General features: G+C 71.1%; 16 protein-coding genes and 1 riboswitch. Of the genes, 5 read left to right on the top strand and 11 right to left on the bottom strand.

The features are described 5' to 3' along the window. Positions 1–22: 22 nt before the first annotated feature. Genes EFK50_RS01310 through EFK50_RS01295 form a run of 4 tightly spaced genes read left to right on the top strand, consistent with a single transcriptional unit; the run spans position 23 to position 7,109 of the window. A complete protein-coding gene (locus EFK50_RS01310) occupies positions 23–1,180 on the top strand; it encodes an exonuclease SbcCD subunit D (RefSeq protein ID WP_123225754.1) in 1,158 nt (385 codons plus the stop codon). Further along, entirely contained in the window at positions 1,180–4,176 is a 2,997-nt protein-coding gene (locus tag EFK50_RS01305) for an AAA family ATPase (RefSeq protein WP_123225753.1), read from the top strand. Before EFK50_RS01310 ends, EFK50_RS01305 begins: the two co-directional genes overlap by 1 nt. A 24-nt stretch (positions 4,177–4,200) precedes the next feature. Then, on the top strand, positions 4,201–5,730 hold the full coding sequence (locus tag EFK50_RS01300; RefSeq protein ID WP_123225752.1) for a TldD/PmbA family protein: 1,530 nt from the start codon (positions 4,201–4,203) through the stop codon (positions 5,728–5,730). Further along, positions 5,730–7,109, top strand: coding sequence for a metallopeptidase TldD-related protein (locus tag EFK50_RS01295; RefSeq protein ID WP_123225751.1), 1,380 nt, complete (start codon positions 5,730–5,732; stop codon positions 7,107–7,109). Before EFK50_RS01300 ends, EFK50_RS01295 begins: the two co-directional genes overlap by 1 nt. On the opposite strand, the gene EFK50_RS01290 is transcribed toward EFK50_RS01295, so the two are convergent. The 11 genes from EFK50_RS01290 to clsA form a co-directional block, all read right to left on the bottom strand. Next, on the bottom strand, positions 7,106–8,389 hold the full coding sequence (locus EFK50_RS01290; protein ID WP_221177235.1) for a serine hydrolase domain-containing protein: 1,284 nt from the start codon (positions 8,387–8,389) through the stop codon (positions 7,106–7,108). The genes EFK50_RS01295 and EFK50_RS01290 overlap by 4 nt on opposite strands. Further along, a complete protein-coding gene (gcvP, locus tag EFK50_RS01285) occupies positions 8,362–11,214 on the bottom strand; it encodes an aminomethyl-transferring glycine dehydrogenase (RefSeq protein WP_123225750.1) in 2,853 nt (950 codons plus the stop codon). The genes EFK50_RS01290 and gcvP overlap by 28 nt, the downstream gene beginning before the upstream one ends. A 78-nt stretch (positions 11,215–11,292) precedes the next feature. Beyond that, a riboswitch (glycine riboswitch) is annotated at positions 11,293–11,405 on the bottom strand. 92 nt (positions 11,406–11,497) lie between these two features. Next, positions 11,498–12,085, bottom strand: coding sequence for a MerR family transcriptional regulator (locus EFK50_RS01280; RefSeq protein WP_281273974.1), 588 nt, complete (start codon positions 12,083–12,085; stop codon positions 11,498–11,500). A gap of 236 nt (positions 12,086–12,321) precedes the next feature. Continuing rightward, positions 12,322–12,759 carry a bifunctional nuclease family protein gene (locus tag EFK50_RS01275; protein ID WP_425454365.1) on the bottom strand — a complete coding sequence of 146 codons (438 nt, stop codon included), beginning with the start codon at positions 12,757–12,759 and terminating at the stop codon, positions 12,322–12,324. A 132-nt stretch (positions 12,760–12,891) separates the two neighbouring features. After that, positions 12,892–13,608 carry a transcriptional regulator FtsR gene (gene ftsR / locus EFK50_RS01270; RefSeq protein WP_123225748.1) on the bottom strand — a complete coding sequence of 239 codons (717 nt, stop codon included), beginning with the start codon at positions 13,606–13,608 and terminating at the stop codon, positions 12,892–12,894. 1 nt (position 13,609) lies between these two features. Beyond that, positions 13,610–14,113 (bottom strand): zinc-ribbon and FHA domain-containing protein, encoded by a 504-nt coding sequence (locus tag EFK50_RS01265; protein ID WP_425454364.1) that lies wholly within the window; start codon positions 14,111–14,113, stop codon positions 13,610–13,612. A gap of 140 nt (positions 14,114–14,253) precedes the next feature. After that, positions 14,254–14,640, bottom strand: coding sequence for a glycine cleavage system protein GcvH (gene gcvH, locus EFK50_RS01260; protein ID WP_123225747.1), 387 nt, complete (start codon positions 14,638–14,640; stop codon positions 14,254–14,256). Between the two features lie 56 nt (positions 14,641–14,696). Then, complete coding sequence (locus EFK50_RS01255) at positions 14,697–15,497, bottom strand: DUF881 domain-containing protein (protein ID WP_123225746.1); 801 nt, start codon at positions 15,495–15,497, stop codon at positions 14,697–14,699. Continuing rightward, positions 15,494–15,826, bottom strand: a complete 333-nt coding sequence (locus tag EFK50_RS01250) for a small basic family protein (protein ID WP_123225745.1) — start codon at positions 15,824–15,826, stop codon at positions 15,494–15,496. Before EFK50_RS01250 ends, EFK50_RS01255 begins: the two co-directional genes overlap by 4 nt. Then, on the bottom strand, positions 15,823–16,680 hold the full coding sequence (locus tag EFK50_RS01245; protein WP_123225744.1) for a DUF881 domain-containing protein: 858 nt from the start codon (positions 16,678–16,680) through the stop codon (positions 15,823–15,825). The genes EFK50_RS01250 and EFK50_RS01245 overlap by 4 nt, the downstream gene beginning before the upstream one ends. A 1-nt stretch (position 16,681) precedes the next feature. Then, entirely contained in the window at positions 16,682–17,344 is a 663-nt protein-coding gene (gene clsA, locus EFK50_RS01240; RefSeq protein WP_246003973.1) for a cardiolipin synthase ClsA, read from the bottom strand. Positions 17,345–17,523: 179 nt separating this feature from the next. Here clsA and EFK50_RS01235 point away from each other — a divergent pair. Next, a partial coding sequence (locus EFK50_RS01235) for a carboxypeptidase regulatory-like domain-containing protein (protein ID WP_221177234.1) occupies positions 17,524–18,917 on the top strand: 1,394 nt, incomplete at its 3' end.

Raw genomic sequence — 18,917 nt, 5'->3', positions numbered from 1 at the left:
GCCCCTCTCCTAGCGTGGGGACGTGCGCATCCTCCATACCTCCGACTGGCACCTGGGACGGCAGTTCCACGGTCAGGGGATGCTCACCCACCAGGCCGATTTCGTCGACCACCTGCTCGAGGTCGTCGAGCGCGAGCAGGTCGACCTGGTCGTCGTCGCCGGGGACGTCTACGACCGCGCGCTGCCACCGGTCGACGCCGTCGCGCTCGCGGACGACGCGTTCACCCGGCTCGCCGCGTCCCGCGCCCGGGTCGTCCTCACCAGCGGCAACCACGATTCCGCCCAGCGTCTCGGCTTCAACGCCCGGCTGGCCGACGCGGCCGGCTTCCACCTGCGCACCCACCTCGATCGGATCGCCGAGCCGGTCCTGATCCCGGACGAGCACGGCCAGGTCGCCGTGTACGGCATCCCGTACCTCGAGCCCGACCAGGTCAAGCGCGCCTGGGACCTGCCCGCTCGATCTCACCACGCAGCGCTGTCCGCGGCGATGGACCTGATCCGGGCCGACTTCGCCGCGCGCCCCGACGGCACCCGATCGGTCGTGCTGGCCCATGCCTTCGTGATCGGCGGCAGCGCCAGCGACAGCGAGCGCGACATCGCCGTCGGTGGCGTCTCGGCCGTGCCCACCGGCACCTTCGACGGGATCGACTACGTCGCGCTCGGCCACCTGCACGGGCGGCACACGCTGACCGAGTCGATCCGCTACTCCGGGTCGCCGCTCGCCTACTCGTTCTCCGAGGCTGCTCACGTCAAGGGGTGCTGGCTGATCGACCTCGGCGCCGACGGGATCACGGCCGCCTCGTTCATCGAGGCGCCCGTTCCCCGCCGCCTGGCGCGGCTGACCGGCACCATCGACGAGCTCCTGCACGACCCGCGGTACGCCGACCACGAGGACTCCTGGGTCCAGGCCACCCTGACCGACCCGGTGCGACCGGTCCAGGCGATGATCCGCTTGCAGGCCCGCTTCCCGCACGCGATCGCGCTGCAGTTCGCGCCGGCCGGCGAGCGCGAGCGGGCCGCACGCACCCTGCTGGAGGGTCGCACCGACCACGAGGTCGCCCTGCAGTTCGTCGCGGCGATGCGGTCCGAGCCGGCCACCGACGAGGAGAGCGACCTGCTCCGCGACGCCTGCGAGTGCGCCGCCCGCGACCCCGAGGTCGATGTCGTGGTGGGTGCCTGATGCGCCTCCACGAGCTGCAGGTCACCGCGTTCGGACCGTTCGCCTCCACCGTGGAGGTCGACTTCGACGAGCTCTCGGCGAGCGGACTCTTCCTGCTCACCGGAGCGACCGGGTCCGGCAAGACCAGCGTGCTCGACGCCGTCTGCTTCGCCCTGTACGGCGTCGTCCCCGGCGATCGCGCCGGCGCCAAGCACCTGCGCAGCGACCACGCCTCCCCGCAGACGCCGCCGTCGGTCCGGCTGCGGTTCAGCGTCGGCGAGCGTCAGCTCGTGTTCACCCGCTCGCCCTCGTGGACGCGGCCGAAGCTGCGCGGCCACGGTGAGACGAAGGTGCAGGCCCACGTCCTGGTCGAGGAGCTCACGGACGGCACCTGGACCACCCTGACCAACCGTCTCGACGACGCCGGTCTCTTCGTGACCCGGCTGCTCGGGATGACCAGCACCCAGTTCACCCAGGTGGCGATGCTGCCGCAGGGCCGGTTTCAGGCCTTCCTGCGGGCGACCTCCGCCGAGCGGCACGCGGTGCTCCAGCAGCTCTTCCGGACCGATCGGTTCGAGCGGGTCGAGCACTGGCTCGTGGAGCGTCGTACCGAGACCCGGCGGGCTGCCGAGGCAGCCGAGGCGGTGGTCGCCGAGACGGTGCACCGGCTCCACGAGGCATCGGCCCTGGATCGTCCCGCCGATACCGACGACCTCCGCCGCTGGATCGAGGAGGTCAGCGCGAGCACCGCCGCGGCCGCGGTGACGAGCGAGCAGCAGGTGATCGCCGCGGATCGCGTCCTCGCCGGTGCCCAGCAGGGCCTCCTCGCCGGGCGGCTCACCTGGGAGCGCCGGACCCGCGGCGCCGCCGCACGGGCGGACCTCGACGCGCTCGCCGAGCAGGAACCCGTGCTCGCCCGACGCCGGGAGCAACTCCGTGCCCACCAGCTGGCGCTCCCGCTCTCCGGCCTGGTCGCTGGACGGGCAGCCGCCGTCGCCGACGCAGCCACGGCTCAGGACGAGTGGGTGGCGACCTGCCGCGGGCTCACCGAGCTCCTGGAGGCTAGTGCCGACGAGCTCGCTGAGCAGCTCCCCGGTGCGGCCAGGGACGCGCGCGCGGCGCACACCCTCGCTGTTGCGTTCGAGCCGCGGGCCGAGACCTACCGGCAGGCGGTCGCGCGCCTCGCCACCGGGCGCACCGCGCTCCAGGCACTGGAGACGAGTGTCGCCGAGCTCGACCTGACCATCGCTGCGCAACCGGCGGTCATCGCCGAGGCCGCAGCGGCCGTCCAGGAAGCCCGGGACGCCGCGGCCCGACTCCCCCAGGCACTCGCTGCGGTGGCGCGCTGGGACCAGCTGATCAAGGTCGCGGAACGAGCAGAGGTCGTCACCCTGGAGCTGGTGGCCGCCCGGACCGACGTCCTGACCGCGACCGACGCGGCCCAGACCGCCAAGGAGCACTACCTGGACGTCCGCGAGACCCGGATCAACGGGATGGCCGGTGAGCTCGCCGGTCAGCTGGCCAGCGGCTGCTCCTGCCCGGTCTGCGGGAGCGCCGAGCACCCGGCTCCGGCGGTCCAGCCGCAGAGCGCCGTGGGGCGCGCCGACGAGGACGAGGCCCGCAGGAGCAGCGAGGACGCCGCCTTCGAGGTCCAGGCCCGCAAGGTAGGTCTGGCCACGCTCGAAGGCGAGCTGATCCGTCTCGAGGAGCAGCTCGCCGGCGTCGACCGGGCCGGCCTCCCGGCGCGTGCGGACCTGGCGCAGCTCGACGTGGAGCGCTTGGAGCCGCTGGTGGCGGCGCTCGACGTCCTGGTGACCCGCGAGCATGAGTGCCGGGAACGGCTCGTCGCCGCTGAAGCGGCCCGCACGGCGGCACTCCTCGAGCGGGCCGCGCTCAACGCCGAGATCGACCAGACCCAGGAGCTCGCCGCTGCGGTCCACAGCGAGCGCGCGGCGCTGCAGGAGGTCCCCGGCGCCGGACCCGGCGAGAGCCCGGACCTGGAGCTCGCCGACCTGATCGGACTGCGTGCCCGCCGAGCCGCCCTGCTCGACTCGGCCCTGGGCGTCCTCGAGACGGCCTCCCGGACCGCAACGAGCGCCCACCGCGCAGATCAGGACCTGCGCACAGCAGCGTCCCGCGCTGGGTTCGCGGACGTCGACGCGGCTGCGGCGGCACTGCTCGACGACACGACCGCGACCGTCGTGAGCGAGGAGGTCCGGGACGCCGAGCTGCGTGCCCATGCGGCCACCCTGACCACGTCGGACCCCGAGGTGGTCGCCGCGCTGGCCGTCGCCGAACCCGACCTCGTGGGGTTGGCGGCGGTGGCACGACAAGCGGACGACGCGGCCCGCGCGGCGACCTCCGCGCACGATGCCGCGCTCGCGCGCCAGGAACGCGTCGCTGCGCTGGTGGAGCAGCTGGATCGACAGCTTGCCGCCTGGGCGCCGCTGCGCGAGCGGCACCGTACGGTGGCCGAGCTCGCCGCGCTGGTCGAGGGCAAGAGCCTGGACAACCCGCTCCGGATGCGGCTGGCGGCGTACGTGCTCGCGGAGCGCCTGCGCCAGGTGGTGGCGGCGGCCAACGAGCGCCTGGCCCGGATGACCGACCAGCGCTACGCCCTGGAGCACTCCGAGGACCGGGCGTACGGCGAGCAGCGGGGAGGTCTCAGCCTCCGGGTCCGCGACGACTGGAACGGTGTCCAGCGCGACCCCGCGACGCTGTCCGGCGGCGAGACCTTCGTGGTCTCCCTCGCGCTCGCCCTGGGGTTGGCCGACACCGTCGCGCACGAGGCCGGCGGTGCCGATATCGACACCCTGTTCATCGACGAGGGCTTCGGATCACTCGACGCGGACACCCTCGAGGACGTGATGGACACGCTCGACAGCCTGCGCGACGGCGGCCGGGTCGTGGGACTGGTCAGCCACGTGCCGGAACTGCGCAGCCGTATCACCACCCAGCTCGAGGTGACCAAGGCCCGGAACGGATCGACCGTCCGGACAGCCTTCACGACGATGTGAGGCCGGCTGGATAGGGTCGATCGCATGGCCGACGCCGATCGCATTGACCCGACCTTCACCGCCCTCCCGTACCGCCGCCTGGCCGAAGCCGCGCTCTCCCGTGCTCGTGACCTCGGAGTCACCCACGCGGACTTCCGGTTCGAGCGCGTCCGGTACCAGCACTTCTCGGTGCGCGACGGCCTGCTCCAGGGGGCCGAGGACGCCGAGGACCTCGGGTTCGCCGTCCGGGTGATCCACCGCGGTGCGTGGGGGTTCGCCTCCGGCGTCCTGCTCAGCGCGTCGGAGGCCGTCACGGTGACCGAGCAGGCAGTCAACGTCGCGCTGGTCGCCGCCGAGATGACCCGGACCCCGATCGCGCTGGCCCCGGAACCGATCTACCCCGACGCGGTCTGGTCCTCGGAGTACGTCACCAACCCGTTCGAGGTGCCGCTCGCCGACAAGACCCGGCTGCTCTGCGACTGGACCTCCCGGCTGCTGCGCTCCGACGCGGTCGAGCACGCGAGCGCCAGCCTCCAGCAGGTCCAGGAGAACAAGTTCTACGCGGACCTGAACGGCACCACGACCACCCAGCAGCGGGTCCGGCTGATGCCGAGCGTCGAGGCGCACGGTTCCCTCGGGGACAAGTTCGACTCGATGGCCTCGATCGCTCCCCCGGTCGCCCGGGGCTGGGAGTACCTCGTCGACGGGAGCTACGACTTCGACGCCGAGCTGGACCAGCTGCCGGGCCTGCTGGCGGAGAAGCTGGCCGCGCCCAGCGTCCGGGCCGGCACCTACGACCTGGTGATCGACCCCTCCAACCTCTGGCTGACCATCCACGAGTCGATCGGGCACGCCACCGAGCTGGACCGGGCCCTCGGCTACGAGGCGAACTACGCCGGCACCTCGTTCGCGACCCCGGACAACCTCGACCGGCTCCAGTACGGCTCCCCGATCATGCACGTCACCGGTGACCGGACCACGCCGCACGGCCTTGCCACCGTCGGGTACGACGACGAAGGCGTCGCCGGACAGAGCTGGGACATCGTCCGGGACGGGGTCCTCGTCGGCTACCAGCTCGACCGGCCGATGGCCCACAACTTCGGGTCCTTGAACGGCGGCCGCTCCAACGGCTGCGCCTACGCGGACTCCCCCGGGCACATCCCGATCCAGCGGATGGCCAACGTGTCCTTGCAACCCGATCCGGACGGCCCGGACACGGACGGCCTGATCAGCCAGGTCGAGCGCGGCATCTACATCGTCGGCGACAAGTCCTGGTCGATCGACATGCAACGGTTCAACTTCCAGTTCACCGGCCAGCGCTTCTACGCGATCGAGAACGGCCGGCTCGCCGGTCAGCTCCGCGACGTGGCCTACCAGGCGACGACCACCGACTTCTGGAACTCGATGAGCGCGGTCGGCGGACCCGAGACGTACGTGCTCGGCGGGGCGTTCAACTGCGGCAAGGCCCAGCCGGGACAGGTCGCTGCCGTCTCCCACGGCTGTCCCAGCGCGCTGTTCCGCGACATCCGGGTCCTCAACGTGACCCAGGAAGCCACCGAAGGAGAGGAGCTCTGATGGCGACCGTCCGCCCGTACCAGCTGGTCGAGCACGGCCTGGCGAAGTCGACCTCGGACGCCTGCGTCGTGATCGTCCAGGACTCGACGACGACGAACCTCCGGTGGGCCAACAACACCCTGACCACGAACGGCGTCATGCACGGCGTCGGCGTCACGGTGATCGCGTTCCAGGGCGCCGCGAACGCCTCGGTGAGCGGGACCGCGGCCTCGCCCGAGCAGGTCACCGCGCTGGTCGAGCAGGCCGACGCAGCCGCCCGTGTCGCCGACGCGGCCGAGGACCGTGCGGACCTGCTCGCCGACCAGGTGTCCGCCGACTGGGAGGCAGCCGCGGAGTCGACGTCGATCGAGGTCTTCCGGGACTTCGCCGGCGAGCTCGGTGATGCGTTCGACCAGGCCGAGGCGGAGAGCCGGATCCTCTACGGGTTCGTCAGCCACGACGTCACCACGACGTACCTCGGTTCCAGCACCGGCCTGCGGCTGCGGCACGTCCAGCCGACCGGTCACTACGGCTGCACCGGCAAGACCGCCGACCTGACCAACAGCGCCTGGGTGGGTGGCGCGACCCGCGACTTCAGCGACGTCTCCGCCCGGTCGATGGCCGCCGAGCTGACCACCCGGCTCGGGTGGGGTGCCCGGCGGTTCGACCTGCCGGCAGGACGGTACGACACGGTTCTGCCGCCGACCGCGGTGGCGGACCTGATGATCGACGTCTACTGGAGCGCCGGAGCCCGGGTCGCGCACGAGGGCCAGTCGGTCTACTCGCGTCCGGGCGGCGGTACCCGGATCGGCGAGACGATCGTCGCCCCGGCGGTGAACCTCTCCTCCGACCCGGCCCGCGCCGGCCTGGAGTGCGCGCCGTTCGTCGTCGCCAGCGGGTCCTCGAACGAGAGCAGCGTCTACGACAACGGGATCGCCCTGGGCTCGACCCCGTGGATCAAGGACGGCGTCCTCACCTCGCTGATCCAGACCCGGCAGACGGCCGGGCTCACCGGACAGCCCACGACGCCGAGCATCGACAACCTGGTCCTGGACGTCACCGGCGGGGACGGCTCGACGCTCGACCTGGTCGCCGGCATGGACGACGGACTGCTGCTGACCTGCCTCTGGTACATCCGGGAGGTCGATCCCCAGACGCTGCTGCTCACCGGGCTGACCCGCGACGGGGTCTATCGGGTGCAGGGCGGCGAGATCACCGGCGCGGTGAACAACTTCCGCTTCAACGAGAGCCCCGTTGAGCTGCTGCGCCGGTTCACCGCGGCCTCGGCGACCGTGCCGAGCTTCTCCCGCGAGTGGGGCGACGACTACTTCTCGCGGACGGCGACGCCGGCACTCCGGGTGCCGGACTTCAACATGAGCTCGGTGTCGCAGGCCCTCTAGGCGTCGTACGGCGTGCGGGTGAAGCGGAAGGTCGCGCACTCCCAGGAGTCGACGGACCCGTCGCCCGCACGTCGTACCTGCAGGGTCTCCCCCAGCAGGTAGCCCTCGACGCCGCGGATCCGGTCCGGCTCGATCACGAACCTGTCGGAGAGCTCGGCCGGTTGCAGGGTGCGCAGCTCGAGCTGCTGGTTCGTCCAGCGGAGCTCGTGCGCGGTGTTGCCCCAGAACCAGAGTCCGAGCAGCTCCCGGGCCCGCTCGGGGACCTCGTACGACGGGCTCCAGCGCTCCCCGTCGTACGGGTCCTGGCCGGCGAGAAGATCGAGCGCGATCTGGTCCGAGCGCAGGCCGGTGGTGGCGTTCGCCAGCACGATCCCGCCCTCGCGGGTCCCGCGGTCGACGAACGCGCAGGCCTGGAACCCGGGCATCGAGCCGGTGTGCCCGATCAGCAGCCGGCCGCCTGCGGCCAGGCGTCGCAGGCCGAGCCCGTACTCCGGGAACGGCGCCGGTTCGCTCATCTCGGTCAGCGTCGCCGCGCTCAGGATCTCCGGGTGTCCAACCGCCAGGAAGTCGACCCAGCGGGCGAGGTCGGCGAGCGTGCTCCACAGCTGTCCGGCCGGCGCCATCGCTCCGGTGTCCTCGTGCGGTTCCCGGGTGAGGGTGCCGGCGAAGTGGCCGACGCTGTAGCCCTGGGCGTGCTCACCGGTCGGCTGGTAGCCCGTCCTGGACATGCCCAGCGGCGTGAGCAGCCGGTCCTGGACGAGATCCGTCCAGGACGCACCGCGGCACCGGCTGACGACCTCGCCCAGGAGCGCGAACGCCAGGTTGCTGTAGTGGAACGCCACCCCGGCCGGGAGGACCTGGCCGCTGCCGTCGTTCGCGGCGAGCAGGGCCGGCAGGTCGACACCCGGCGAGCGCTCCCACCACGGCCCGACCGGTTCGGCCTGCATCCCCGAGGCGTGGCCGAGCAGCGTGCGGATCGTCGCCGCGCCGTACCCGCTCCCCGGAAGGTGCCGGGACAGCGGATCGTCCAGGTCGAGCAGGCCGTCGTCGCGGCACTGGAGCACCAGCACCGCGGTCAGCGTCTTGGTGATCGAGCCGATCCGGTACTGCGCGTCGACCGCGCCGGCGTCCCCGGCCACGCCGTGCCAGGTGAGCTCACCTGCGTGGCTGAGCGCGCCGACGACGGACGGCAGCCGGCCCTCGGCCTGGGCCCGGTCGAGGACCGCCTGCCGGCGCGGGGCGTCCGTGGTCGTCAGGCGAACGCCTCGGGCGGCGGGCACGAGCAGACCAGGTTGCGGTCGCCGTACGCCTGGTCGATCCGGTTCACCGGCGGCCAGTACTTGTCCGGGTCGAAGCCGGTCGGGAAGACCGCGGTGGCGACGTCGTACCGGAGGTCCTGGTTGATCGCGTCCGCGGTGTGCGGTGCGCCGGTGAGCGGGTTCGCCTCGGCGTTCCACTCCCCCGCGGCGACCTTGGCGATCTCGGCGCGGATCGCGACCATCGCGTCGATGAACCGGTCCAGCTCGACCAGGTCCTCGCTCTCGGTCGGCTCCACCATCAGCGTGCCGGCGACCGGGAAGCTCATCGTCGGCGCGTGGAAGCCGTAGTCGATCAGCCGCTTGGCGACGTCGTCGACGCTGACGCCCGTGTCCTTGGAGATCCCGCGGAGATCGAGAATGCACTCGTGGGCCACCAGGCCGTTGTGGCCGCGGTAGAGCACCGGGAAGTGCTCGTCGAGCCGCGCGGCGACGTAGTTGGCAGTCAGCACCGCCACCGCGGTCGCCCGGGTCAGGCCGGCAGCCCCCATCATCCGGACGTAGGCCCACGAGATCGGCAGGATCCCGGCCGACCCGTACGGCGCCGCGCTGATCGGGCCGATGCCGGTGCGCTTGTCGGCCTCGGGGTGCATCGGGTGCGTCGGCAGGTACGGCGCCAGGTGCGCCCGCACCGCCACCGGCCCCACGCCCGGTCCGCCGCCGCCGTGCGGGATGCAGAACGTCTTGTGCAGGTTCAGGTGGCTGACGTCGCCGCCGAACTGTCCCGGCTTGGCGTGGCCGAGCAGGGCGTTGAAGTTGGCCCCGTCGATGTAGACCTGGCCGCCCGCCTCGTGCACCAGCCCGCAGATCTCCGAGATGGTGTCCTCGTAGGCGCCGTGCGTGGACGGGTAGGTCACCATGATCGCGGCGAGGTCGGCAGCGTGCGCCTCCACCTGGGCGCGCAGGTCGACCAGGTCCACCGAGCCGTCGTCGGCCGACTTGACCACGACGACCTTCATGCCGGCCATCACCGCGGATGCGGCGTTGGTGCCGTGCGCGGAGGACGGGATCAGGCAGACGTTGCGCTCGGTGTCGCCGTTGGCCAGGTGGTAGCCGCGGATCGCCAGCAGCCCGGCGAGCTCGCCCTGGGAGCCCGCGTTCGGCTGGATCGAGACCCGGTCGTAGCCGGTGACCTCGGCGAGCCAGCCCTCCAGGTCGGCGACCAGGTCGGCGTACCCGCCGGCGTCCTCCGCCGGAACGAACGGGTGCAGGTCGGCGAAGCCGGGCAGGCTGATCGGCTCCATCTCGGCGGTCGCGTTCAACTTCATCGTGCACGAGCCGAGCGGGATCATGCCGCGGTCGAGCGCGTAGTCGCGCGCCGAGAGCCGCCGCAGGTAGCGCAGCATCGACGTCTCGGACCGGTGCGTGTTGAAGACCGGGTGGGCCAGGAAGTCGGTGGTCCGGTTGAGGGCCTCCGGAAGCGCACACCCCGGCTCGGTCCGGGCCGGGGTGACCCCGAACGCGGTGTGGATCGCGCGCAGCGTCGTCGCCGTCGCGGTCTCGCCGAAGGAGAGCCCCACCGTGTCGGCGTCGACCCGGAGCAGGTGCACGCCCTCGGCACGCGCCGCCGCGACGATCTCGTCGGCACGTCCCGGCACCGAGACCCGGAAGGTGTCGAAGAAGGCGTCGGTGAGGACCGCGAAGCCGGCCGCGGACAAGGAGGCCGCTGCCCGGGCCGCGAGGTCGTGGACCTGGCGCGCGATCGCCCGCAGCCCGTCCGGGCCGTGGTAGACGGCGTACATCCCGGCGGTGACGGCGAGGAGCACCTGGGCGGTGCAGATGTTCGAGGTGGCCCGGTCCCGGCGGATGTGCTGCTCCCGGGTCTGCAGCGAGAGCCGGTACGCCGGCCGCCCGGCCGCGTCGAGCGAGACCCCGACGAGCCGACCCGGCAGGTGCCGCTCCAGCCCGGCCCGGACCGACATGTAGCCGGCGTGCGGGCCGCCGTAGAAGAGCGGGACGCCGAAGCGCTGCGAGGAGCCGACGACCACGTCCGCACCGAGCGTGCCGGGCGCCTCGATCAGGGTGAGTGCCAGCAGGTCGGCCGCCACCACGGCGAGCGCGCCGCGCTCGTGGGCCGCGTCGATCACCGGGCGCGGGTCGACGATCCGGCCGGAGGCGCCGGGGTACTGCAGCAGCACGCCGCTGATCGGCCCCTCGGGGAGGCCGGCGGTCAGGTCCGCGACGACGACGTCGATCCCCATCGCCTCGGCACGAGTGCGGACCACCTCGATGGTCTGCGGCAGCGCGTCGGCGTCGACCACGAACGGGCCGTCGGCCTTGGGCGCCGCACGCCGGGCCAGCGTCATCGCCTCGGCCGCGGCGGTGCCCTCGTCGAGCAGGGACGCGTTGGACGTCGGCAGGCCGGTGAGGTCGGCGATCATGGTCTGGAAGTTCAGCAGCGCCTCCAGGCGGCCCTGGCTGATCTCCGGCTGGTACGGCGTGTACGCGGTGTACCAGGACGGGTCCTCGAGCACGTTGCGCCGGATCACGCCAGGGGTGATGGTGCCGTGGTAGCCGAGCCCGATCAGCGCCGTACCGGGCACGTTCCGGCCGGCCAGGGCGACCAGCTCAGCGCCGGCCTCGGCCTCGCTGGCGGCGTGCGGGAGGGAGAGCGCGTCGGTCAGCCGGATCCGGCCCGGGACGGCCGCTTCCATCAGCGCGTCGAGCGAGTCGAAGCCGACCACCTTCAGCATCTCGGCGATGGCGGCGTCGTCGGGTCCGATGTGGCGGTCGACGAAGGGTCGCGCGCCGAGCGAATCGGTCGGGACGAGGACAGGCTGCTCTGACATGAGGCTCCCATGCGATATCTGCAATTGCAGGTGGCGGGTCACCTCCCCCTCTGTCGGACACGTGTCCTCCAGAGTTGCCTGATCCGCATGGTCCTTGCGCCTGAGAGGTTCCGGGGAGGAATTGCCCCTTCGGCGCTCCGGCTCGGTGCCCACCAGGTGGTCACCGCCGAAGGCTCTCCCATGCGGGATTGTCAGCATTCTTCAATTCGTGCAGACCAAAAATACCAGCCCCGGCCCGGCCGCAGGGCCGGAACGGGGCTGGTTGAGACTGGAGAGGCTGAAATCAGCCGGAGAGGCGGGCCTGCCGGCGTGCCGCGAGCTCGTCGCTGGCGTCGTTGCGGGCCGTGAGGTCCTCGGCGGTGCGCTCGGAGGGCAGTTCGGAGAGCGACCCCTCGATCTCGCGCCAGACGCCGCCGATCGCGATGCCGAAGACGCCCTGGCCGCCCTGGAGCAGGTCGATGACCTCGTCGTTGGTGGTGCACTCGTAGACCGAGGCGCCGTCGCTCATCAGCGTGACCCGGGTCAGGTCGTCGGTGCCCCGGGCGCGGAGGTGGGCGACCGCCGTACGGATCTGCTGGAGGGAGACACCGGCGTCGAGCAGCCGCTTGATCACCTTGAGCAGCAGGATGTCGCGGAAGCCGTAGAGGCGCTGCGTGCCGGAGCCGGTGGCGCTCCGCACGGTGGGCTCCACCAGGCCGGTACGGGCCCAGTAGTCGAGCTGCCGGTAGGTGATGCCGGCCGCGTTGCACGCGGTCGGACCCCTATAGCCCTGGTCGTCGGGCAGCGGCGACACGTCGTCGCTGAACAGCAGACCTTGCTGGTCCGCCGCTTCCGCGGCCTGTTCGGCGGCGTGCAGCGCAGCCGCGTCGATCTCGGCCACGGACTTGCCGTCTCCATTGTTGGTGCCCACTACGACCTCCAAGTCTCGCTTCACTGAGCGTAACCCCTGGGGAAGGGTGGTGAGGCCTCTGCGGGACAGAAGTTTCACCGGTGGAGTTACAGCGAAGACACCTGAAAGGTAAACCTCAGGTTGAGGGTTTGGCAAAGACGCTCTCGGCGTGTCGCGGAACCTTAAATATCAACTTGAGGGTTTGCCGGCACCCGGCGTCAGGAATCCGGGGACTCGAAGTCTTCCGGTGACACGTGGTCGAGGAATTCGCGGAACTTCTCGACCTCCTCCTCGCGCTCGTCCGGTACGGCGATCCCCGCCTCGTCGAGCAGCTCCTCGGCGCAGACGATCCGGGCGCCGGTGCGCATCGCGAGCGCGATCGAGTCCGACGGACGCGCCTCGATCTCCACTCCGGAGGAGAGCGCGATCACCGCGAAGAACACGCCGTCGTTCATCTCGGTGATCCGGACCTCGTCCAGCGTGTTCCCGGTGCCCTCCAGGAGCAGCTTCAACAGGTCGTGGGTGAGCGGGCGCGGCGGTACGACGCCCTGCTGGGCGAAGGCGATCGCGGTGGCTTCGACCGCGCCGATCCAGATCGGCAGGTAGCGCTCCCCGTCCACCTCGCGCAGCAGCACGATGGGTTGGTTCGAGGGCATCTCGACCCGGACTCCGACGACCTCGACAGCGATCACGGTGCGAGCCTACCGAGTGCCCGAGCTTGCTCGAGGCCGAGTCGGCGGAGCAGCGTTGAGGAGCGAAGCGACGATCACGGAGTCAGCCTAGTCCGATCAACGCAAGGACCGCAGACCCGTACGGACCAGGGTCGCGTGCAGGCGCAACGACAGCGCGGCGATCTCCTCGACCGCCTGGGCCGCCCGCCCTTCGGCACCGTCCTCGCGGCTGCGCCGGATCGGCGACACCACCTGCTCGACGAGACCGATCTCCCGGTCGGCGGCGGTCTTGAACGCGCGCAGGTGCCGCGGCTCGATCCCGAAAGCGGCCAGCTCCCCCGCGGCCTGGGCGACGACTACCGCGTCGGCGTCGTAGTGCTTCGAACCGGACCGGGTCCGGACCAGGCCGAACCCCTCCAGCTGGACCAGCAGCTCCTCGGTGATCTGCGCGGTCTTGATCAGCTCGCGCCGGGAGACCCGGACGTCGCTGCGGTCGCTGCGGAGCAGATCGGCAGCGGTGTCGTTGCGGACACCGGTGGGAACCGTCGGTCCCCCGCTCAGCGCCGGCGGCTCCAGCCCGCGGTCGATCGCGTCGAGGTGCTCCCGGATCACCTTCAGCGGCAGGTAGTACTCCCGCTGCGCCCGGATGATGTAGCGGAGCCGCTCCATGTCCTCGACCGAGTACTTCCGGTACCCCGAGGGGCTGCGCTCGGGCTCGACCAGTCCTTCGGCCTCGAGGAAGCGGAGCTTGGACTCCTTGATCTCCTCCTCGGGGAACTCCGCCGAGAGGTCGGCGAGCGCCTGCCCGATGCTCTTCCGGGCAGTCTGCCGCACCTCAGTCCTCCGCCGCGGCGCTGGCGAAGAAGACCAACCGGAACTTGCCGATCCGGACCTCGTCACCGTTCTGGAGCAGTGCGTCGTCGATCCGGTCCCGGTTGACGTAGGTCCCGTTCAGGCTGCCGACGTCGTGCACGCTGTACGTCGTGCCTTCGCGGCGGAACTCGACGTGGCGCCGCGAGACGGTGATGTCGTCGAGGAAGATGTCCGCCTCGGGGTGCCGCCCGGCGCTGACCAGCTCGGTGTCCAGCAGGTACCGGCTGCCGGCCCCCGGGCCGCGCTGCACGATCAGCAGCGCGCTCCCGACCGGGAGCGCGTCGGCGGCGGCCGCGTCGGCCTCGTTCAGCGTCCCGCGCTCGTCGGCATCCGGGCGCGGGACCGCCGAGCCGAAGGTGATCGTCGCGGTGGTCTCCGCCGGCACCGAGGCCGACTCCAGGGCATGGCCGCAGTGCGAGCAGAATCGCGCTTCGTCAACGTTCTGACTCCCGCATTGCGAGCACATCTGCATCTGGTGCGCCTCCCGTGTCACGTTCCGCATTCTCGCCTGCGTTGGGCCTGGACGAACTCTCAACGCTCAGTGGAGGTTCAAAGTTCGTGCGGCCAACCTACCAGCGTCGGACAACCAGATTGAGCCCGAATCGGTCAGGAAGCAACGGTGGATTCGTAGGTCGCCGCATCCATCAGCTCGGAGGTGGCGGCACCCTCGTCCGGAACGACCTCGAAGAGCCAGCCTGCGCCGTACGGGTCGCTGTTCACGAGCTCGGGCGTCGCGTCCAGCGCGTCGTTGCGGGCCACTACCTGGCCGGTCACCGGCGAGTACACGTCGCTGACCGACTTGGTCGACTCGAGCTCGCCGATCGCCGCGCCCGCGGCCACTGCGTCACCGACGTCGGGCAGCTGCACGTAGACGATGTCGCCGAGGGCGTCCTGGGCGTAGTCGGTGATGCCGATCCGGACCGAACCAGCGGCCTCGCCCGGGGTGCGCACCCACTCGTGCTCGGCGGTGTACTTCAAGTCATCGGGAAACACGGGCGCTCCTCGGGGTGTGCGTGGGCAACTGATCGCTGTGACCCTATCGTCCGCGATCAGCTCCCTCCGGTCGACTCCGCATATCGGGGCTTGGTGATCTTGCGGAGGACGGTGACCTCGATCTTCTGGCTCCGCTTGATGCTGACCTTGCCGTCGTCCAGGGCCAGGTCGTCGACGAATCCGCCCGGGAACCGCAGCGCCGTGGTCAGCCCGTCCGGGTCACCGATGGCGTCGATCGTGAACGGCGCGGTGAGCACCCGGCCGTCCACGCTGATCCCGCCCTCGGCGTTCTCGAACGACGTCTGCGCCACCACTCGGACCTGGTCGTTGATCTCCATCGCCTCGGCGCCGGCGTCACGGAGCTCCTCGATCCCGTCGAGGAGGTAGTTGAGGCTGATCTCCGAGTCCGGGATGGTCACGGTGATCCGAACGCCGGGTCCGGTGGCCGGCAGGGTCCCGGCGAGCACGCCGAGTGCGCCGATCTCGTTGCGGGCCTGCTCGAGCGCGGTGGCGGTCTTGTCGTTGTTGTCCCGCAGCGCGTCTCGGGTGGTCTCCAGGTCGCGGATGTCCTGCTCGTTGCGGCGTGAGGCGGCCTGCAGACCGTTGAGCGCCTGGATCAGGTCGGCCTGCCGCATCCCGGCGTACTCGTCGTCGCTGCCGGCCAGGCGTACCTGGGTGACACCGGCGACGCCGAGCACGACCAGGAGCACCGCGGCCGAGATCTGGCCCCGGCCGGGCTTGAGCAGCGCCCGGACGATCCGCTGGTGCGGCGACGGCTCGACCGGGGACTCCCCTGCCGCCGCGGCGGCCGGATCGACGATCGGATCGTCGTCGTCGAACGGCTGGTCGCTGGTCATGCGTGGAAGATGTGCCGTCGGATGGCGGCGACGTTGGCGAAGATCCGGATGCCCAGGACCACGATCACGCCGGTGGACAGCTGCGCGCCGACACCGAGCTTGTCACCGAGGAAGACGATCAGCGCCGCGATGAAGACGTTGCTGATGAACGAGACCACGAAGACCTTGTCGTCGAAGAGCCCGTCGAGGAACGCCCGCAACGCGCCGAAGACGGCGTCCAGCGCGGCGACCACGGCGATCGGCAGGTACGGCTCGAGGCCGATCGGTACGTCGGGCTTCAGGATCAGACCCAGGCCGACTCCGACCAGCAGGCCGATGATCGCGATCACGGGCTTTCCTTCCTTGTCTCCGGGGCGTCGTCCTCGATGTACCTCAGCGTCGGCACCGCCCGCCCCGGCAACCGGAGCGAGGACTGGGTCCGCATCGAGAACTTCAGGCCGACCTGTGATTTCAGATCCAACCATGCTTGCCCGCTGGTGGACGCGAGGAAACGGCTGGGCATGGTGTCCGGGTTCCCGATCGCGAGCACCCGGTACGGCGGGCTCAGCGAGACGAAGTTGACCGCGATCGCCGAGCCGGCGAACCGGATCGCGCTCAGTGCGGTGAGCCGCTGGCCGTTGATCGAGATCGCCTCGGCCCCCGCGTGCCAGAGACCGTTGACCAGCTTCTGCAGGTCGCTGTCGAGGACCTTCTGCCGATCGCTGGTCGCGTTGGGGGCGTCGTCGGCGACCACCTCGACCCCGGGACCGCGCGCGGGCGTCGTACCGCTGCGCAGGCCGAGCAGGGCGAGGTCCCCGAGGACTCCCGTGGAGTCGTCGTTCGTCGCCAGCAGCGCGGTCTCGAGCCGGCGGTTCTCGGCCAGCAGACTCGCGATCGTGCGGCGCTGCGCCGACACCGAGTCGCGTCCGGCCGACACCTGGCTGATCAGCGCCCGGCGCTCCTTCTCCTCGGAGGCCGCGTCCTTGTTCGTCTGGACCGCCGCGGTGATCGCCAGGATCGCGAACACGGCGAGCACGGCCGCGCCGCCCTTGCCGACCCGGCGGCGCTTGCCGGGGACGATCCCGTAGCGGCGTGCCGCCGCCTGGGCGTAGTCCTCGTCGAGGGCGTGCGCGTTCAGGTACGGCAGCAGCCCCATCGTGACCCGCTCGGGCAGCGGGCGCTCCACCGGATCGGGGCCGGACACGTCAGGCCGCCCCGGCTCCGGGATCGGCGGGCTTGCTCGGCGCGTTCAGGTCCGGTGCCCGGCGGTCGCGGTCGGCCAGTAGCTTGCGGACCTGCCAGGCGTAGAGGAGCCCGGCCCACCAGTACAGACCGATCCCCCAGATCGCGAACGCCCACCCGAAGACCTTCGCCAGCGTCTCGAAGGTGCTGACCCCGTCGCCGACGAAGAGCAGCGGGAATGCGTACAACAGGTTCGCCGTCGCCGCCTTGCCGAGGAAGTGCACCGGCAGTGCGCTGTACCCGCGGGTGCGCAGGAACGGGACCAGGCACCAGAGGAAGAGGTCCCGGGCCGGCAGGATCACCACCACCCACCAGGGCACGATCTCGCGGACGCCGAGACCGATGACCACGGCCAGGATGTAGAGCCGGTCGGCCACCGGGTCCAGGATCTCGCCGAGCTTGGAGGTCTGGTTGAGGCGCCGGGCCAGGTAGCCGTCGAGCCAGTCGGTGAAGCCGGAGATCATCAGCACGACCAGCGCCCAGACGTCAGCCTCCGGTCCGAGCACCAGCCAGAGGAAGAGCGGGACGCCGAGGAGCCGGAGGCCGCTGATCGCGTTGGGCAGCGTCCAGACGGCGGCACGCTGCTCGTCGTCGGTCGTCATCCGGGCACCCCTGGTCTCGCTCATGTCGGGGCAACCCTATCCGTGCCGGAGCCGCGGAGCCGACGCGCCACGAGCATCACGTACCCGGCCCCTGCGCGGCCCCGCCGTCACCGGTCCACCTGCCCCGGCCTAGGATTCGGAACTCACCGGTCTCGTCGGAGACCTGTCGACGTTGCCCTCGGGAGGCCACGATGAACGGTCCTGTGTCCAAGCGTTCTGCCGTCTCGGTGGTGATCGCGATCTGCCTGGCGGTCACCGGCCTCACGATGGGGTCGGCACAGGCCGCGGGCACCGGGTCGATCACCGGCCAGGTCTTCACCAAGGCGCTCGGCGCGAGCGCCGTTCCCGCCGAGACCACGTACCTCTACGTCGCGTACTCCGCGACCCCGGACGGCCACTACGACAACGTCGACTCGGACCCGTCCACCCCTGGCACCGACGGATTCTTCTTCGACGGCAGCACCTACGCACTCACAGGTCTCGACGCGGGCTACTACAAGTTCGAGGTCGCCGGTGTCGGGATCGCCGGCTACCAGCGCGAGTACTACAACGATGCCGCATACCTCGCCGACGCGACGCCCATCCAGGTCGGGTCGGGGCCGGTCCAGGCCGACGACATGGTGATCGAGCCCGCCGGGCAGATCTCGGGGCGGGTCACCGACACGGCCGGGACGCCGCTCGCGAACGCCAGCGTCTCCTTCGAGCGCACCAAGTTCGGCGGATCGTTCGGCGTCCAGACCGACGCCAACGGCTACTACTCCACGACGACCGTCTTCGGCGGAGGTCTGGTCAAGGGCGACTTCCGGGTCTCGGCCCGGCACGACGACTACTCGGACCCCGACGCTGCGTCCCACGAGCTCGAGTACTGGAACAACGCGACGTCCTACGACACCGCGACGCCGGTAACGGTCAGCCCCGGCGCGACCACCGGAAGCATCGACTTCACGCTCGACGTCGCGCCCCGTCTCCGGCTCACGGTCAAGGACCCGGACGGCAACCCCGTCCCCAACGCCGGCGTCGGCATCTGGGTCTTCTACGACGGCGCCTGGGGTCCCTACCAGGCCGGCCCGAACCTGACCGACGACGACGGGATCTACCGCCGCAACCTGCGCATCGGCGACCGCTTCAAGTTCTTCATCGACCCGCCGGCAGGTGTCGGCGGCGTCAAGGAGTGGTACGACAACGCCTACACCGAAGCCACCGCGAGCGAGGTCTCCGCGACCGCGCACGGGCAGGTCGTCATCATCGAGATCAAGCTCGGTCCTGCTCCCGCGGTGACCGGGACGACGCCGACGATCAGCGGAACGCCTCAGGTCGACCAGGTCCTCACCGCGACACCTGGGGCCTGGGGACCGTCCGGGGTCTCGCTCGCGTACCAGTGGTTCGCCGGTGCCGACGAGATCACCGGTGCCACCAACCCGACCTACACGCCTGTCACCGGTGACATCGGCGAGGCCATCACCGTCGAGGTCACCCGCACCCTGGCCGGACACACCACGACCGTGAAGACCTCCTCGCCCACCACCGCCGTGACCGCCGCTCCGGTTCCCCCGGTCACCGGGACGACGCCGACGATCAGCGGAACGCCTCAGGTCGA

Origin of the sequence: Nocardioides marmoriginsengisoli (assembly GCF_003725695.1) — a bacterium.
Lineage (GTDB): Bacteria > Actinomycetota > Actinomycetes > Propionibacteriales > Nocardioidaceae > Marmoricola > Marmoricola marmoriginsengisoli.
Note: the sequence above shows the minus strand (reverse complement) of the source record. Positions and strands in the feature narration are given on the sequence as shown.

What these genes read in the sequence shown, in the direction of transcription:
- EFK50_RS01275 (WP_425454365.1), bottom strand. Translation starts at nt 12,759, where the DNA reads ATGCCCTCGAACCAACCCATCGTGCTGCTGCGCGAGGTGGACGGGGAG.
- EFK50_RS01295 (WP_123225751.1), top strand. Translation starts at nt 5,730, where the DNA reads ATGGCGACCGTCCGCCCGTACCAGCTGGTCGAGCACGGCCTGGCGAAG.
- EFK50_RS01305 (WP_123225753.1), top strand. Translation starts at nt 1,180, where the DNA reads ATGCGCCTCCACGAGCTGCAGGTCACCGCGTTCGGACCGTTCGCCTCC.
- gcvP (WP_123225750.1), bottom strand. Translation starts at nt 11,214, where the DNA reads ATGTCAGAGCAGCCTGTCCTCGTCCCGACCGATTCGCTCGGCGCGCGA.
- EFK50_RS01255 (WP_123225746.1), bottom strand. Translation starts at nt 15,497, where the DNA reads ATGACCAGCGACCAGCCGTTCGACGACGACGATCCGATCGTCGATCCG.
- clsA (WP_246003973.1), bottom strand. Translation starts at nt 17,344, where the DNA reads ATGAGCGAGACCAGGGGTGCCCGGATGACGACCGACGACGAGCAGCGT.
- EFK50_RS01265 (WP_425454364.1), bottom strand. Translation starts at nt 14,113, where the DNA reads ATGTGCTCGCAATGCGGGAGTCAGAACGTTGACGAAGCGCGATTCTGC.
- EFK50_RS01300 (WP_123225752.1), top strand. Translation starts at nt 4,201, where the DNA reads ATGGCCGACGCCGATCGCATTGACCCGACCTTCACCGCCCTCCCGTAC.